Source organism: Pseudomonas sp. GL-R-19, from assembly GCF_019956375.1.
In the GTDB taxonomy this organism is placed as follows: domain Bacteria; phylum Pseudomonadota; class Gammaproteobacteria; order Pseudomonadales; family Pseudomonadaceae; genus Aquipseudomonas.
This window is the reverse complement of sequence record NZ_JAHBDJ010000011.1, coordinates 97,827-113,226: the sequence shown is the minus strand read 5'-3', so window position 1 is coordinate 113,226 and position 15,400 is coordinate 97,827. Positions and strand designations below refer to the sequence as shown.

The 15,400-nt window shown below is 59.5% G+C and carries 20 protein-coding genes; 10 read left to right on the top strand and 10 right to left on the bottom strand.

From position 1 onward, the window contains the following. The first annotated feature begins 140 nt into the window (after positions 1-140). Together KGA83_RS06935 and KGA83_RS06930 are read left to right on the top strand one after the other, a co-directional pair. Positions 141-1,061, top strand: coding sequence for a LysR substrate-binding domain-containing protein (locus KGA83_RS06935; RefSeq protein WP_108217215.1), 921 nt, complete (start codon positions 141-143; stop codon positions 1,059-1,061). A gap of 150 nt (positions 1,062-1,211) precedes the next feature. Continuing rightward, entirely contained in the window at positions 1,212-2,426 is a 1,215-nt protein-coding gene (locus KGA83_RS06930) for an aldose 1-epimerase family protein (protein WP_108217214.1), read from the top strand. A 57-nt stretch (positions 2,427-2,483) separates the two neighbouring features. On the opposite strand, the gene KGA83_RS06925 is transcribed toward KGA83_RS06930, so the two are convergent. Together KGA83_RS06925 and KGA83_RS06920 are read right to left on the bottom strand one after the other, a co-directional pair. Then, on the bottom strand, positions 2,484-3,977 hold the full coding sequence (locus KGA83_RS06925) for a YifB family Mg chelatase-like AAA ATPase (RefSeq protein ID WP_223529229.1): 1,494 nt from the start codon (positions 3,975-3,977) through the stop codon (positions 2,484-2,486). A 95-nt stretch (positions 3,978-4,072) separates the two neighbouring features. Continuing rightward, positions 4,073-4,264: a hypothetical protein gene (locus KGA83_RS06920; protein WP_108217212.1), complete on the bottom strand. Its 192-nt coding sequence runs from the start codon at positions 4,262-4,264 to the stop codon at positions 4,073-4,075. Positions 4,265-4,458: 194 nt separating this feature from the next. Here KGA83_RS06920 and KGA83_RS06915 point away from each other — a divergent pair, with 194 nt between their 5' ends. Then, the gene (locus tag KGA83_RS06915; RefSeq protein ID WP_108217211.1) at positions 4,459-4,722 is read left to right on the top strand and encodes a HigA family addiction module antitoxin; all 264 of its coding nucleotides are present in this window, start codon (positions 4,459-4,461) and stop codon (positions 4,720-4,722) included. Between the two features lie 11 nt (positions 4,723-4,733). Here KGA83_RS06915 and KGA83_RS06910 read toward each other — a convergent pair whose 3' ends face one another. Continuing rightward, on the bottom strand, positions 4,734-5,252 hold the full coding sequence (locus KGA83_RS06910) for a Bro-N domain-containing protein (RefSeq protein WP_108217210.1): 519 nt from the start codon (positions 5,250-5,252) through the stop codon (positions 4,734-4,736). A 431-nt stretch (positions 5,253-5,683) separates the two neighbouring features. Next, positions 5,684-5,944 (bottom strand): accessory factor UbiK family protein, encoded by a 261-nt coding sequence (locus KGA83_RS06905; RefSeq protein WP_046038993.1) that lies wholly within the window; start codon positions 5,942-5,944, stop codon positions 5,684-5,686. A gap of 408 nt (positions 5,945-6,352) precedes the next feature. Here KGA83_RS06905 and glnK point away from each other — a divergent pair, with 408 nt between their 5' ends. From glnK to sutA, 4 genes are all read left to right on the top strand, one after another. After that, positions 6,353-6,691, top strand: a complete 339-nt coding sequence (gene glnK, locus KGA83_RS06900; RefSeq protein WP_002555808.1) for a P-II family nitrogen regulator — start codon at positions 6,353-6,355, stop codon at positions 6,689-6,691. Between the two features lie 35 nt (positions 6,692-6,726). After that, positions 6,727-8,064, top strand: coding sequence for an ammonium transporter (locus KGA83_RS06895; protein WP_108217209.1), 1,338 nt, complete (start codon positions 6,727-6,729; stop codon positions 8,062-8,064). A gap of 214 nt (positions 8,065-8,278) precedes the next feature. Continuing rightward, positions 8,279-8,704 (top strand): secondary thiamine-phosphate synthase enzyme YjbQ, encoded by a 426-nt coding sequence (locus KGA83_RS06890; RefSeq protein ID WP_108217208.1) that lies wholly within the window; start codon positions 8,279-8,281, stop codon positions 8,702-8,704. Between the two features lie 101 nt (positions 8,705-8,805). Beyond that, a complete protein-coding gene (gene sutA / locus KGA83_RS06885) occupies positions 8,806-9,126 on the top strand; it encodes a transcriptional regulator SutA (protein ID WP_108217207.1) in 321 nt (106 codons plus the stop codon). A gap of 158 nt (positions 9,127-9,284) precedes the next feature. Here the strand turns inward: sutA and KGA83_RS06880 are convergent, their stop codons facing one another. Genes KGA83_RS06880 through lptM form a run of 6 tightly spaced genes read right to left on the bottom strand, consistent with a single transcriptional unit; the run spans position 9,285 to position 13,895 of the window. Next, the gene (locus KGA83_RS06880; protein WP_108217206.1) at positions 9,285-9,986 is read right to left on the bottom strand and encodes an HAD family hydrolase; all 702 of its coding nucleotides are present in this window, start codon (positions 9,984-9,986) and stop codon (positions 9,285-9,287) included. Next, positions 9,983-10,882: a tyrosine recombinase XerC gene (gene xerC / locus KGA83_RS06875; RefSeq protein ID WP_008015515.1), complete on the bottom strand. Its 900-nt coding sequence runs from the start codon at positions 10,880-10,882 to the stop codon at positions 9,983-9,985. The genes KGA83_RS06880 and xerC overlap by 4 nt, the downstream gene beginning before the upstream one ends. 2 nt (positions 10,883-10,884) lie before the next feature. Beyond that, entirely contained in the window at positions 10,885-11,610 is a 726-nt protein-coding gene (locus tag KGA83_RS06870) for a DUF484 family protein (protein ID WP_108217205.1), read from the bottom strand. Between the two features lie 13 nt (positions 11,611-11,623). Further along, positions 11,624-12,454: a diaminopimelate epimerase gene (gene dapF, locus KGA83_RS06865; protein ID WP_108217204.1), complete on the bottom strand. Its 831-nt coding sequence runs from the start codon at positions 12,452-12,454 to the stop codon at positions 11,624-11,626. Between the two features lie 4 nt (positions 12,455-12,458). Then, positions 12,459-13,706: a diaminopimelate decarboxylase gene (gene lysA / locus KGA83_RS06860; protein WP_108217203.1), complete on the bottom strand. Its 1,248-nt coding sequence runs from the start codon at positions 13,704-13,706 to the stop codon at positions 12,459-12,461. Between the two features lie 12 nt (positions 13,707-13,718). Then, positions 13,719-13,895 carry an LPS translocon maturation chaperone LptM gene (gene lptM / locus KGA83_RS06855; RefSeq protein WP_007980804.1) on the bottom strand — a complete coding sequence of 59 codons (177 nt, stop codon included), beginning with the start codon at positions 13,893-13,895 and terminating at the stop codon, positions 13,719-13,721. A gap of 306 nt (positions 13,896-14,201) precedes the next feature. Here lptM and cyaY point away from each other — a divergent pair, with 306 nt between their 5' ends. From cyaY to rnk, 3 genes are all read left to right on the top strand, one after another. Next, a complete protein-coding gene (gene cyaY, locus KGA83_RS06850) occupies positions 14,202-14,534 on the top strand; it encodes an iron donor protein CyaY (RefSeq protein ID WP_108217202.1) in 333 nt (110 codons plus the stop codon). Positions 14,535-14,538: 4 nt separating this feature from the next. Next, positions 14,539-14,760, top strand: coding sequence for a DUF1289 domain-containing protein (locus KGA83_RS06845; RefSeq protein ID WP_108217201.1), 222 nt, complete (start codon positions 14,539-14,541; stop codon positions 14,758-14,760). Between the two features lie 227 nt (positions 14,761-14,987). Beyond that, positions 14,988-15,398 carry a nucleoside diphosphate kinase regulator gene (gene rnk / locus KGA83_RS06840; RefSeq protein WP_007992229.1) on the top strand — a complete coding sequence of 137 codons (411 nt, stop codon included), beginning with the start codon at positions 14,988-14,990 and terminating at the stop codon, positions 15,396-15,398. The last annotated feature ends 2 nt before the right edge of the window (positions 15,399-15,400 follow it).

Sequence of the window (15,400 nt, the reverse complement as noted above, 5' to 3'; positions counted from 1 at the left end):
GTCAGAGAAAACAGGAAGCGTCGATTCTCGGCGCTCTGCGGGGTTTGCACAAAGGGATAAAAAGGATGGGTGGCATGATTAAAACTCATGTGAGAGAGTTTCCGATAAGTTGAAGCAATCGCGCTGTAGGAGCTTTCCTGATGTCCCGTCGTCTTCCTCCCTTGTATGCCCTTCGAGCATTCGAAGCGGCGGCACGGCATAGCTCGTTTACTCGCGCCGCCGAAGAACTGTCGATCACTCAAAGTGCAGTCAGCCGACACATTCGTACGCTCGAAGAGCATTTCGCCTGTCGGTTGTTTCATCGCAGCGGGCGCAACCTGCAACTGACCGAGTCGGCGCGGCTGATCCTGCCCGGCATACGCGAAGGCTTCACTGCCCTTGAGCGTGCCTGCAATACCTTGCGCGCCGAGGACGACATCCTGCGCATGAAAGCCCCGTCGACCCTGACCATGCGTTGGCTGTTGGCGCGGCTCAGTCGTTTCCGGCACCTGCGACCGGGGAACGAAGTGCAATTGACCAGCGCCTGGATGGACATCGATACGGTGGACTTCAACCACGAACCCTTTGACTGCGCTGTCATCCTCAGCAATGGGCATTTTCCACCGGACTGGGAGTCAACTTTCCTGTTCCCCGAAGAGCTGATTCCGGTGGGCGCGCCGAATCTTCTGAAGGATCAACCGTGGGACGTTGCGCGTCTGGCCAGTGCCGAGCTGTTGCATCCGACACCGGACCGCCGTGACTGGCGCAACTGGCTGGAGCGCATGGGCCTGACCGATCGAGTCTCGCTCAAGGGCGGGCAAGTGTTCGATACGCTGGAGCTGGGCATGATCGCTGCCGCTCGAGGTTACGGCGTGTCCATGGGCGATTTGCTGATGGTGGCGGAGGATGTTGCGCAGGGACGTCTGAGTTTGCCGTGGCCGACCGCCGTCGCCAGTGGTGAGAGTTATTACCTGGTCTGGCCGAAAACCCGCCCCGGCGGTGAGCGTTTGCGTCGCCTCAGCGATTTCCTGCAAGGCGAGGTCCGGGCCATGGAGTTACCGGATGTCGAGCGCCTGGGCTGAATTGATGGGGTCGACTCAAATCCCGTTTGTCCCACATCTGCGGGTCAATTGTCTTTCTTGGCATTTGCCACCGGTGTCTCGACTTTTCTGCTTGCTGAAACGTTTCTTCAGGTCTATAAAAATGGCACAACTCCAAGAAAGGCTATTGCCATGACCCCACTCAAACTCTTCGTTGCCCTCAGCGCACTGTCCGCTGCCTCCCAAGCCCTGGCCTGGGATTACGTCCTGCTCGACACCGACAAAGCCGCCCAGAACTGGCAAATCACCAGCCAGCAGCTCGGCGTAAAAACCGGCAAACCTTTCAGCGTGACCCTGCGCACCTTGCACGGCGGTCGGCAGGAAGGTGTCAGCATCGTCGACATCGATAACGGCACGATGAAACTTTCGGTAGTTCCAACTCGCGGCATGAACGTCCTGCAGGCCTCGGTCGGTAACGTGCGCATGGGTTGGGATTCGCCAGTCAAGGAAGTGGTCAATCCGTCCTTCATCGAGCTCAACGGCCGTGGTGGCCTGGGCTGGCTGGAAGGCTTCAATGAACTGGTCACCCGCTGCGGCTACGAATGGGTCGGCCACCCCGGCATCGACAATGGCGAACTGCTGACCCTGCACGGTCGCGCTGCCAATATCCCGGCCAACAAAGTCACCCTGCACATCGATGAAAAACCGCCGTATGCCATTAGCCTGCGCGGCGAGCTGAAAGAGCAGGCTTTCAAGAAAGTCGACTTCTCGGTCGCGACCGAACTGGTCACCGAGCCCGGCAGCGTAGCGTTCGCCCTCAACGACACCCTGACCAACAACGGCGACTATCCGAAAGAATACCAGGCGCTGTATCACAGCAACTTCAGCACCCCATTCCTGGAGCAGGGCGCCCGCTTCGCCGCGCCGGTGAAACAGGTGTCGCCGTTCAACGATAAAGCCAAAAGCGATTTGCCAGACTGGCAAACCTATCGCGCACCGACCAAGGACTACGACGAAACGGTTTACAACGTAGTGCCGTACGCCGATGCCAAGGGCGATACATTGACCGTCCTGCATAACAAGGCCGGCAGCCTGGGCGTCTCGGTCGGTTTCAACACTCAAACACTGCCAGTGTTCTCCCTGTGGAAAAACACCGATACCCAAGGGCAGGGCTATGTCACGGGGCTGGAGCCAGGCACGAGTTTTTCCTACAACCGCCGGTATCAGCGGCCACTGAACCTGGTGCCGACGATTGCGCCCAAGGAGCAGAAGCAGTTCCGTATCAGCTACAGCTTGCTGGCGGATAAGGCGGCTGTGGATAAGGCGTTGAAGCAGGTGAGCGAGATTCAAGGTGGGCGGGAGACTGAGGTGCGGCAGACACCGTTGGTTGACCTTACCAAGGGTTGATTTTCGCCATCTTTTCGAAAAGCCGCTTATTGGTCGAAAAAAACTTACAAATTTGAGCTACTGGCTTGTTGGCCGATATTGCAGCGCTTCGGCCAAGTGCTCGCGTCTGATCTCATCGACTTGTTCAAGGTCCGCAAGAGTGCGCGCTACTTTGAGCAGTCGATGGGCCGCTCGCAGTGACAAGGTCAGTCGTTCACACGCCGTCTCCAGCCAGGTTTCGTCTGTTGTGGATAACTTGCAGTGTCTGCGCAGGCTCGGCAAGTCGAGAAAGGCATTGGCACAGCCTTGGCGCTTTTGTTGCCGTTCTCGTGCATTGGCAACCAACTCGGCGGCGGTGGCAGTGTCGTCACCGGGTTTTAACGCAGGATTTAACGCCGTGGCTTCGCGAGCAACCGTCAGGTGCAGATCAATACGATCCAGCAGTGGCCCCGACAATTTGTTGCGATAGCGCTGAACCATGTCCGGTGTACAGGAGCAACGGCCGCTCGGTTCACCAAGATATCCACAGGGGCAGGGATTCATCGCGGCGACCAGTTGAAAGCGCGCCGGGAAGCGTACGCGGTCCTTGGCGCGGGAAATCACGATGTGACCGGATTCGAGTGGCTCTCTCAGTACCTCCAGTACCTTGCGATCAAATTCCGGGAGTTCATCGAGGAACAGCACGCCATGGTGAGCGAGGGTGATTTCACCGGGTTGCGGTTTCGAACCGCCGCCCACCAGTGCCGGTCCTGAGGCGGAATGGTGTGGTTGTCGGAAGGGGCGCTGTGGCCAATGGCTCAGTGGCACACAACTGGCGACGGATTGAATCGCTGCGACTTCCAGTGCTTCGTTCTCGGCCAGGGGTGGCAGCAGCCCTGGCAATCGGCTCGCCAATAGCGTCTTGCCTGTGCCCGGTGGCCCGCTGAACAGCAGGTTATGTGCACCCGCTGCCGCAATCAGCAGTGCGCGTTTGGCTGCCATTTGCCCCTGAACTTCGTTCAAGTCGGGATAGGGTTTGCTGGCGTGGAGCAAACCATTGGAAACGTAAGGCTCGATGGGTGTGTGCCCATTGAAATGCGCCACTGCCTGCAGCAGATGGTCCACTGCGATGACCTTCAACCCCGACGCCAGGCAGGCCTCCTCGGCATTCGCCTGCGGCACCATCAACCAGCGCTCGGCCTTGCGCGCCGCCAATGCCGCCGGCAGCACCCCGCGGACCGGTCGCACTGCACCGGAAAGCGCCAGCTCCCCCAGGCACTCCACGTCATCCAGTGTCAGCGTCGGCACCTGTACGCTGGCCGAGAGAATCCCCAGGGCAATCGCTAGGTCGAACCGCCCGCCATCCTTGGGCAAATCCGCCGGGGCCAGATTCAAGGTGATGCGTCGCGCCGGAAATTGCAGCCCGGAATTGATGATCGCACTGCGCACCCGGTCCTTGCTTTCCTTCACTGCCGCCTCGGGCAGGCCGACCATGGTCAGCGATGGCAAACCATTGGCCAAGTGGACTTCAACGGTGACGGCTGGCGCCTCCACGCCGACCTGGGCGCGGCTGTGTACGATGGAGAGGGACATGGTCGTTCCTTGAGCTAAACGGGGGCCGCTTCCTGCGGGTTTTTGAAGGGTAGACGGGGATAGGGAATTGATGGAGTGGTTATGCGGGCAAACTTTCACGGGATATTACGGTTACGAACCAGGGCGCCACCGGCCAACCAACCACTTGGCTCAAGTTCTTTACCACACGCGAAGCCGACTTCAATAAAACGTCGTTGATTGGCCGATAAATTTCCAGCCAAACGACGTGCTTCCGCGTGAAACTCAGCAATTTGTAATAGCTTCGCCATTCGCTTTTTTGGGCTCATGCACACCTTATCTATCGAAGATCAAGGAAAGAAGCGTAGAGGAACGGGTGCGAGTCAATAAATCAGGCCGGAGCGCCGCTTTTTGTAGGACCCTGCCGAGAAAGATGAAGGACGTCTGTGAAAGAGCGTGGATGGTCTTGCCGGATGAAGGTTGCTGCTTATGATCTCGCTGAATGCAGCCTTGGGAGGCGTGAATGAACAGGAATGGGATGCGCCCGATTCATCCTGGCGAAATTCTCCGCGAGGAGTTTTTGAAGCCGCTGGGCGTTACAACCGATGCTCTGGCTCGCTCGTTGAACGAGCCGGAGGCGGAAATAAGCGATGTTGTGAATCGGCGGAGCGGTGTCAGTGTTGGTCTGGCGCAAAAGCTATCCATCAACCTGAACACCACGCCCGAGTTCTGGCTGAATCTGCAATCGACCTACGAGTTGCGCTCAGCCCAGATCGAGCGTGGTTGAACACTAAATATTCAAAGCGACTGCAAGACGAGTGAAGCCCGCTTCCACCACGGTTTTACCGGGCGTCTTGTCTGCTCCCGCTCTGTCATCATCTGCGGCACATCCTGCAACCGAATCCACGGCTGGTTGTTCCAGTGCAGCAGGCTCAACGACATTTCCGGCCAGTTCAGCAGGCTCAGAATCGGGCGTTCGGTTGTGGTTGGTAGCTGGGAATCTCTGAGGGCGGGGACGACTTCGTGGGTGAGCCATTCACGCAGGGCTCTGTATTCGGGGCAGTAGTGATAGACCAGCAAGGCGTAGACACCGGATTCGCTGATCAGCAGGGTGTTTTCGATGTGTCCGTGGAATAGGGTTTTAGCGGTTTGGTATTGGTCGGGGTCGAGTTTTCGGACTTGGCGGTCGTTGAGGTAGATGCGTAGCAGTCGCCCTAGGTCGCGGGCGCTGAACCAGGGTTGGTTTTGTATTAGGAGAGCGTGGAGGTGGAGTTTGTGGCGGGTGAAGACGTGAGGTATTAGATAATTTTTGTCCATCGAGCAGTACCCAAATTCGCATGAAGGAAACTGCCGCTGATCGTCGCCAAACGAAAAGGGTGGCAGCTGTGCGCGGGTTGGCGAACCGGTGCATGCGAAAACCGGCAGACCCGAAGGTCTCCCACGCCCAGCCGCCATAATTCGAGAAGGGAATAATGCCCAGTATCGAACGTGGTTGCGATGCGTCACATGCTATCCGGGTCGCCAAACCCAGTGCTGAATATTCAGCCGAGATGAGCTTAGGAACCGGGGCTTAGCGACGCAATCGGACGGCGGTGTGATGTTTGTAGGACGTTGCCGGGATTGTTGCGGGGCTGAAGATCAAAAGATCGCAGCCTTCGGCAGCTCCTACAGGTGAAGTGCAAGGTCGTTCCGACCTTCAATCGCGAGCAGGCTCGCTCCCACAGGGGGACTGCATTTCACATCAGAATTTATTCGGTCGGTGGATTGAGCTTCGCTTCCAGCTCGGCGACTTTCGCTTCAAGGCTCTCCAGCCGAGCCCGGGTGCGCGCCAACACAACCATCTGACTATCGAATTCTTCCCGGCTCACCAGGTCCAGTTTGCTGAAGCCGCTCTGCAGCAGCATTTTGAACTGGCTTTCTATTTCAGCTTTCGGCAGAGGCGTGTCGCCGCTGAAAAGGCGGGAGGCGGTGCCGGTGAGGGCGTCGAGGAAGTCTTTTGGCGCGAGCATGGGCAATGTCCTGGAAACAATGCCGGGCAGTGTATCACGCAGTGTCTATAGTCATTTGCGCGGGCAAGGGATGCACGCTTTTCGCGCATGGGGACGGACGGTGTCGCACCGTTGTTGTGCGTATCGCGTCGAGTGTTGTTGCGAAGTAGCAGTCATCTGCGGGTAAAGGCTTGAAAACGATAGTTTTTGTGGAGATGGCAAGCTTTCTGCTTAGACCCTGATGACCCATGCACTGATGCAGTCCCTGTGACGAACGCAGTGCGCCAAGCGAAGCGGGGGAGTGTTTCGTGAGGGGCGTCGGACGGGCAGGTAAGGGCCGACGATGCGTTACAAAGACAGGCACTGCGCTTAGACTTGAGTCGGGTTTGTTTTCCTGGGGCAAGTCCACCAATTCGGGAGAGAGTTTTCATGAAGCTAGTCACTGCCATCATCAAGCCGTTCAAGCTGGACGACGTACGCGAGTCGCTGTCCGAGATCGGCGTGCAGGGCATTACCGTCACTGAAGTCAAAGGCTTTGGTCGGCAGAAGGGTCACACCGAGCTGTATCGCGGCGCGGAATACGTGGTCGATTTCCTGCCCAAGGTGAAGATTGACGTCGCCATCGACGACAAGGATCTGGACCGGGTAATCGAGGCCATCACCAAGGCTGCCAACACCGGCAAGATCGGTGACGGCAAGATCTTCGTGGTCAATCTGGAACAGGCGATTCGCATCCGTACCGGCGAAACCGATACCGACGCTATCTAAGCCGCCACAAACCCAACGCCCCAGGAGAAAACAATATGACTCTGCGTAAATTCGCAGGGCTAGGAGCCCTGTTGTCCATCGTAATGCCCAGCCTTGCCTTGGCGGCAGACGAAGTGGCGGCACCCGTCCTCAACTCCGGCGATACCGCCTGGATGATGACCTCTACAGCCTTGGTGCTGTTCATGACCATTCCTGGCCTCGCGCTGTTCTACGGCGGCATGGTTCGGTCGAAAAACATTCTTTCCGTGATGATGCAGTGCTTCGCCATTACCGGTCTGATCAGCATCCTGTGGGTCATTTATGGCTACAGCATCGCGTTCGACACCACGGGCATGGAGCAGGGCGTCGTCAACTTCAACTCGTTCGTCGGCGGCATGGGCAAGGCATTCCTCGCCGGCATCACGCCAGCCAGCCTGACCGGGCCTGCGGCGCTGTTCCCTGAGGCGGTGTTCGTCACCTTCCAGATGACTTTCGCGATCATCACCCCGGCATTGATCGTCGGCGCTTTCGCCGAGCGGATGAAGTTCTCCGCGATGCTGGTTTTCATGGGCGTGTGGTTCACCCTGGTTTACGCGCCAATTGCGCACATGGTCTGGTCCGGTAACGGCGGCCTGTTGTGGGACTGGGGTGTTCTGGACTTCGCCGGTGGCACGGTGGTGCACATCAACGCCGGTGTGGCCGGTCTGGTTGCCTGCCTGGTGCTGGGCAAGCGTAAAGGATTTCCGACCACGCCGATGGCGCCGCACAACCTCGGTTACACCTTGATGGGCGCGGCCATGCTGTGGGTCGGCTGGTTCGGTTTCAACGCCGGTTCCGCCGCTGCGGCCAACGGCACCGCCGGCATGGCAATGCTGGTGACGCAAATCGCTACCGCCGCTGCGGCGCTGGGCTGGATGTTTGCCGAGTGGGTCACCCACGGCAAACCTAGCGCACTGGGTATCGCTTCGGGCGTGGTTGCCGGTCTGGTGGCAATCACCCCGGCTGCTGGCACCGTTGGCCCGATGGGCGCGCTGGTGATCGGTCTGGCGGCTGGCGTGGTGTGCTTCTTCTGCGCGACAACCCTGAAACGCAAACTCGGCTACGACGACTCCCTGGATGCCTTCGGCGTACACGGTATTGGCGGTATCCTCGGCGCAATCCTGACTGGTGTGTTCGCTGCGCCGTCCCTGGGCGGCTTCGGCACCGTCACCGACATCGCCGCACAAGTGTGGATTCAGTGCAAAGGCGTGGGCTTCACGGTGATCTACACCGCGATCGCTACATTCATCATCCTCAAGGTGCTGGATGCGGTCATGGGCCTGCGCATCAGTGAAGAAGAAGAAGCGGTCGGCATCGATCTGGCGCTTCACAACGAACGCGGCTACAACTTGTAAGCAAGCGCATAAAAAACCTGCCCGGCTTGCCGGGCATTTTTTTGTCTGGAATTTGTCATTGAAAGCTGAGCTGAAAGGTTTTTTCCTACAGGTTTTGCGATGTTTGCACCGGGTGTTTTTGTGCGGTCGAAGGCTTACAGGATTGAAGGAGTATTAGGGCCTTTGTTTTTTCCCAGAGCGCGCTAGAATGCGCCCCGAACGTGCGGAGAACTGTATGTGGCAACAGACTCTGATTACCTTGCGGGCGAGGCCCCGGGGCTTTCATCTGGTAACGGACGAGTTACTCGCCGGCCTTCCTGAACTCAAGGCGTGTCGTGTCGGTCTGTTGCATTTGTGGCTGCAGCATACCTCGGCGTCGTTGACCATCAACGAGAACGCCGATCCGGCGGTACGTCGCGACTTCGAACGATTTTTCAATCGTCTGATCCCACAAGGAAAAGACGGCTATGAGCATAACGACGAAGGCCTGGACGACCTCCCGGCGCACTTCAAGGCCAGCGTGCTTGGCTGTCAGCTCAGTTTGCCGATTTCGGCAGGCCGGCTGGCGTTGGGGACCTGGCAAGGCGTTTACCTGGGCGAGCACCGTGATCATGGCGGTGCCCGTAAAGTCCTCGCCACCGTGCACGGTGAAGAGGCATAGCCGCTGGTCAGCAGCGGCTGTTGATTTTTTTCCGGCAGCCTTCGACAGAGGGCAAAGCTGGGCTATAACTAATCTGCTTTTCGCAAGTCATGAGGTAGAACATGAGCGACGATGATCTGGAAAACGACGACCTCGAAGTAGGCGACGACGAAACCGAAGAAGGTCTGGAAGCAGCGGCGGAAGACGTCGCTGAAGACGACGGCGGTGATGCGCCGGTTCCGACCGCCAAAGGCAAAGCCAAGGCAGCGGTATCGGTCGATGAACTACCGAGTGTCGAAGCCAAGAACAAGGAACGCGATGCTCTCGCGCGGGCCATGGAGGAGTTTTTGGCCAAGGGCGGCAAGGTGCAGGAAGTGGAGGCCAATGTGGTCGCCGATCCGCCCAAGAAGCCTGATAACAAGTACGGCAGCCGGCCTATCTGAGCCTGCTACCCGCTTGCTGGAAAAGCCCGCCGTCGCCGCGGGCTTTTTCATGCCTCATGGAAAAGCAAAAGATCGCAGCCTTCGGCAGCTCCTACAGGTATACGCAAATTTCTGTAGGAGCTGCCGAAGGTTGCGATCTTTGTGAAATCACCTCGAAACTAAAGGGTATTCCACCGCGCCAGCAATGCCGGCAAATCAGTCAGGCTGCGAATCTCCGCATCCGGCAAGCGATCGGCTTCCCAGACCTTGCCCGCCGGATTGAACCAGATCGCCCGCATTCCCGCCTGTTGCGCACCGGCAATGTCATCGCCCGGATGATCGCCAATGTGCACCGCCGTTTCAGCGGTCGCGCCACCGCGCTGCAAGGCCTCCTGGAACAGTCGCGCATCGGGTTTTGCGATGCCGATGTCTTCGGCACACAACGCAAACTTGAAGTAGTCCGCCAGCCCCAGCCGACGCACATCGGCATTGCCATTGGTGACCACGCCGAGGGCGTAATGGTTGGCGAGGATTTCCAGGGTCGGTTCGACCTCCGGAAACACATCGATCTGATGGCGAGCATGCAGAAACACTTCAAAACTCTTGTCCGCCAGATCCGACGCCTCGTCATGCCCGTAACCGGACTCTTCCAGCGCATGGAACAGCACCCGCCGACGCAGGGCGCTGATACGGTGCTTGAGGCTTGGCTCGTTGCTTAATATACGCTCGCGAATAGCCCACAGATGCTCCACCGGCACTGCCCCAAGGTTGGGCGCGTGCTCGGTCAGCCATTCACGCAAAACGGTTTCGGCGCTGGCGATCACGGGGGCGGTGTCCCACAGGGTGTCGTCGAGGTCGAAGGTGATCAATTGAATACTCATGAATCGTCGCCTTTCATGCGTTTGGCCCGTGGGTGGGCGCTGTCGTAGACCGCTGCAAGATGCTGGAAGTCCAGGTGGGTGTAGATCTGCGTGGTCTTGATGTCCGAGTGGCCGAGCAGTTCCTGCACCGCGCGCAGGTCCTGGGAGGACTCCAGTAAATGGCTGGCGAAGGAGTGCCGCAGCATGTGCGGATGCAGGTTTTGCCCCAATTCGCGTTCGCCGGCAGCCTTGACCCGCACCTGGATCGCCCGCGGACCGAGACGGCGACCTTGTTGGCTGACAAACACCGCATCGTCCGCCGGATTGGCCATGGCCCGCAATGGCAGCCACTGTTCCAGGGCTTCGCGGGCCTTTTTTCCTACCGGCAGCAGACGGGTCTTGCTGCCTTTGCCGAGTACCTGGACCATACCGTCAGCCAGGTCGAGCTGGTCGAGATTGAGCCCCGTCAGCTCCGACAGACGCAGCCCGGAGGAGTAGAACAACTCCAGAATCGCCTGGTCCCGACGTGCCAGAAAGTCATCTTCAACCCCGCCTTCAAGCAGTTGCAGGGCGCGGTCGGTGTCGAGGGTTTTCGGCAGGCGGCGTTCGCCTTTCGGCGGCGCAAGACCATTGGCCGGATCGTGGTCGCACAGACCTTCGCGGTTCAGGTAATGATAGAGCCCGCGAACGGCAGACAGCAATCGCGCCAGGCTGCGGGACGATTGGCCCTGGGCGTGCAAGCGGGCAATCAGGCTGCGCAGGCGCTGGATGTCCAGCGCCGCCCAGCTGCCGATGTTCTGTTTGACGCACCAGCCCAGCACTTTATCGAGGTCGCGGCGGTAGGCCGATAGCGTGTGCGGCGACACCTGCCGCTCACTGCGCAGGTGTTCGCAGTAAGCGTCCAGTTGCCGTTCCATGTTCAGCGTACCGAGCGCAGGGAGTTGTTGACCCGTGGCAGCACGCGACCCATGACTTCAGCGATGTAGCTCAGGAACAGGGTGCCCACCGAGCTTTTGTAGTGCTGCGGATCACGGCTGGCGATGGCCAGGATGCCGTGGATACCTTGGTGACTGATGACAACGACCGCGGTGGAGCCAATCTGCTTGCGCTGTTCTTCACCGAACAGGAAATCCAGTTCGTGCTCGCGCAGGCTGCCGCTGACGCTTTTGTCTTCCGAGAGCAGGCCGCCAATGGCCACTTGTGCTTCGACGTGGGTGACCCAGCGGCCGACCGGCATGGCGTTGTCGCCAAGCAGGATGAGGCTGACGAAGGGCACCTGGAACTCCTGACGCAGGCTGTCTTCGACGCACATCACCACGTCTTCCAGGCTGGCGGCATCCATCAACGCCAGGATCAGGCGACGGGTCTTGTCGAACAGCCGGTCGTTGTCCCGGGCCACGTCCATCAAATGCGACAGGCGATGACGCAGTTCAATGTTGCGGTCGCGCAGGATCGTCATCTGACGTTCCACCAGCGACACGGTATCGCCGCGTCGATGGGGAATACGCAGGGACGGGAGCAGTTCTTCGTGCTCGACGAAGAAGTCCGGATGAGCCTCCAGGTACGCGGCAACAGCCGCCGCCTCCAGGCTTTCGGACGGTGATTCGTCAGCTTGTCGTGCGGGTACCTGGGGCTTGTCGGTCATGGATTTCGCTCACTCAAAGACGCACTTGTCCTTCATATACGCGCACTGCCGGGCCGGTCATCATCACCGGTTGGCCAGGGCCTGCCCATTCGATGGACAAGCGCCCGCCAGGCAGATCGATCAATAGCGGCGAATCCATCCACCCCTGGCTGATCGCGGCCACTGCGGCGGCACAGGCGCCGGTTCCGCAGGCCTGGGTTTCCCCGGCTCCACGCTCCCAGACGCGCAACTGCGCGCGGCTCCGGTCGATGACCTGGAGAAAACCGACATTGACCCGTGCCGGGAAGCGCGGGTGATGTTCGATTTTCGGCCCCAGTTCATGCACCGGCGCATTGTTGATATCGCTGACCCGCAGCACGGCATGGGGGTTGCCCATGGACACGGCAGCCAGATCAACCGGGGTGCCGTCGACATCGACCTGATAACTCTTGGCCTGCTCCGGCGCATGGAACGGAATATCCGCAGGCACCAGGCGCGGGGCGCCCATGTTGACGCTGATCTGGCCGTCGTTTCGCACGTCCAGTTCGATGACGCCGCTTTTGGTCTCGACGCGGATCTGCCGTTTTGCGGTCAGGCGCTTGTCCAGTACGAAGCGAGCGAAGCAGCGCGCACCGTTACCGCACTGTTCCACTTCGGAACCGTCGGAGTTGAAGATCCGATAGCGGAAGTCCACGTCCGGGTTACTCGGCGCCTCGACGATCAGCAACTGGTCGAAACCGATGCCAGTGTGCCGGTCACCCCATTGTTTGGCGTGCTTGGGCAGAATATGTGCGTGCTGGCTGACCAGGTCGAGGACCATGAAGTCATTGCCCAGGCCGTGCATCTTGGTAAAACGCAGCAGCATGGTTTTACTCCGGCAGCAGGCTTTCGCCAGCAAACAACTCGGCTACCGTCTCACGGCGACGCACTTCAAATGCCTGATCACCGTCCACCAACACTTCAGCGGTACGGCCGCGGGTGTTGTAGTTGGAGCTCATGACAAACCCATAGGCACCAGCCGAATGCACGGCCAGCAGGTCGCCTTCTTCCAGTGCAAGTTGACGATCCTTGGCCAGGAAGTCGCCGGTCTCGCAGATCGGGCCGACGATGTCGTAGGCGCGAGCAGCAGAGGCGCGCGGGCGCACGGCAGTGACGTCCATCCAGGCTTGATACAGCGCCGGGCGGATCAGGTCGTTCATGGCGGCGTCGACGATGGCGAAGTCTTTGTGCTCGGTGTGCTTGAGGTACTCGACCTGGGTCAACAGCACGCCAGCGTTGGCCACGATGAAGCGGCCCGGCTCGAACACCAGCGCCAGGTCACGACCGTCGAGACGCTCGCGTACGGCCTTGATGTAGTCGGCAGCCAGTGGCGGCTCCTCGTCCTTGTATCGCACGCCCAGGCCACCACCGAGATCGATGTGGCGCAGGTAGATGCCACAATCGCCGAGGCGGTCGACCAGGCCCAGCAGGCGGTCGAGAGCGTCGATGAACGGAGGCAGGGTGGTCAGTTGCGAGCCGATGTGGCAATCGACGCCGACCACTTCCAGGTTCGGCAGTTGCGCGGCACGCACGTACACGTCTTCGGCGTCGGCGATGGCGATGCCGAACTTGTTCTCTTTGAGACCGGTGGAAATGTACGGGTGGGTGCCGGCATCGACGTCCGGGTTCACGCGCAGCGAAATCGGCGCGCGAACGCCCAGTTCGGCGGCGACCACTTGCAGGCGTTCCAGCTCGTCGGTGGATTCGACGTTGAAGCAGTGCACGCCGACTTCCAGGGCGCGACGCATGTCGTCACGGGTCTTGCCGACACCGGAGAACACGATCTTGTCGGCGCTGCCGCCAGCGGCCAGTACGCGTTCCAGTTCGCCACGGGAGACGATGTCGAAACCGGCGCCCAGACGCGCCAGGACATTCAGTACGCCCAGGTTGGAGTTGGCCTTTACAGCAAAGCACACCAGGTGCGGCATGCCGGCCAGTGCATCGGCGTAAGCCAGGTATTGGGCTTCGATGTGTGCACGGGAGTAAACGTAGGTTGGTGTACCAAAGCGCTCGGCGATGGCAGACAGGGCAACACCTTCCGCGAACAGTTCACCGTCACGGTAGTTAAAAGCGTCCATGAGGTTCCCTTATTATTGGTAGACGTCGTGCTTGTGTGCTTTGGAAGCAGGCTGCTGCTGCGACGACTTGGCTTGCTCGACAGGGTCCTGGTCTTCATCGGGCAGGTACAGCGGGCCTTTTTGACCGCAGGCCGACACAAGACAGGCAACCGCGAGGAGCGCAGCAAGGGAAGAGATCAGGCGCTTCATGGCGAAATCCTTGAAAATGCATTAATTGCGCCGGAGTATACCGGCCACCCGGCAGCTTGCCTATGCAACGGACCGCCCGTCCGGCGGGGCTTGTCCCGATGCCGGAAACATATGCAATCCATTGTGGGAGCGAGCCTGCTCGCGAAGGCGTCGTGTCAGTCGACATCAATGTTGAATGTCAGTCCGCATTCGCGAGCAGGCTCGCTCCCACAGATGGCCACTTGGTCGTTATCCTTTGCAATCGACAGGGCTCGGTCGTATCTTGCGGCGCTTGAGCCTGATCAGACACTTTTTGAGGTTGCCGTAATGAGTTTGTCCGAAGCGCGTTTCCATGACCTGGTCGATGCCACCCAGCAAACCCTGGAGGACATCTTTGACGACAGCGACCTGGACATCGACCTCGAAAGCTCGGCCGGTGTGCTGACCGTCAAGTTCGAAAACGGTAGCCAGTTGATCTTCAGTCGCCAGGAGCCGCTGCGCCAACTGTGGCTGGCAGCGGTTTCCGGCGGTTTCCACTTCGACTACGACGAAGAAAGCGAGCGCTGGATGTGCGACAAGAGTGAAGAGCAGTTGGGTGAAATGCTCGAGCGTATCGTCAAGCAACAGGCCAGTGTCGAGCTCGATTTCGAAGGCCTGTGAGATCGTGACCCAGCCTGCGCCTGTCCGTGCGCCCAAGCCGCTCTACAGCAATGTCAGCCCGGCGGTGCCGTCGCCGTGCAGCGGAGTTTGCCGGCTGGATGAGCAGAAAGTCTGTCTGGGCTGCTTCCGCCATGTCGAAGATATTCGTGAGTGGCGTTCGGCCGATGACGATCGTCGGCGCGTGATTTGCGCGCAGGCTTCGAATCGCAAGGCTGGCGCTCTGTAGGAGCTGCCGAAGGCTGCGATCTTTTGGCAGCTCTGAAGATTGCCGAAGAGCAAGATCAAAAGATCGCAGCCAGCGGCAGCTCCTACGCCGCCGTGTGGCGGCTTGTATATTTTTTGAGCTGTGATAGTGTCCAGAAACACCTCATCCCACCGAGGCTTGTGAAAACCCCGCCTTTTTCTGGCGGGGTTTTGCTTTTTTCGTGCAGAAGAAAGGAGTCTGCCCAGATCATGACCGCACCTTCCATCACCCTTACCCGTCTGGACGTCCAGCGTCTGGAGCGTCTGATCGATAGCCTGGACGAGACGCTGCCGGGCGTTATTGCGCTGCAAACCGAACTGGATCGCGCCGATACCGTGGTCGGCCACGATGAAGTGCCGGCGGATGTCGTGACGATGAATTCCCGTGTGCATTGCCGTGAAGAAGGCAGTGGCAAGGACTACCACCTGACCCTGGTGTACCCCAAGGATGCGAATGCCGACGAAGGCAAGGTCTCGATCCTGGCGCCGGTGGGCAGCGCGCTGCTCGGCCTGAAGGTTGGCCAGCATATCGATTGGCCGGCTCCGGGCGGCAAGACCCTGAAGCTGACGCTGCTGGAAGTCGAATCGCAGCCGGCCAATGGCGGCGCGTTCCCCGAGTGACA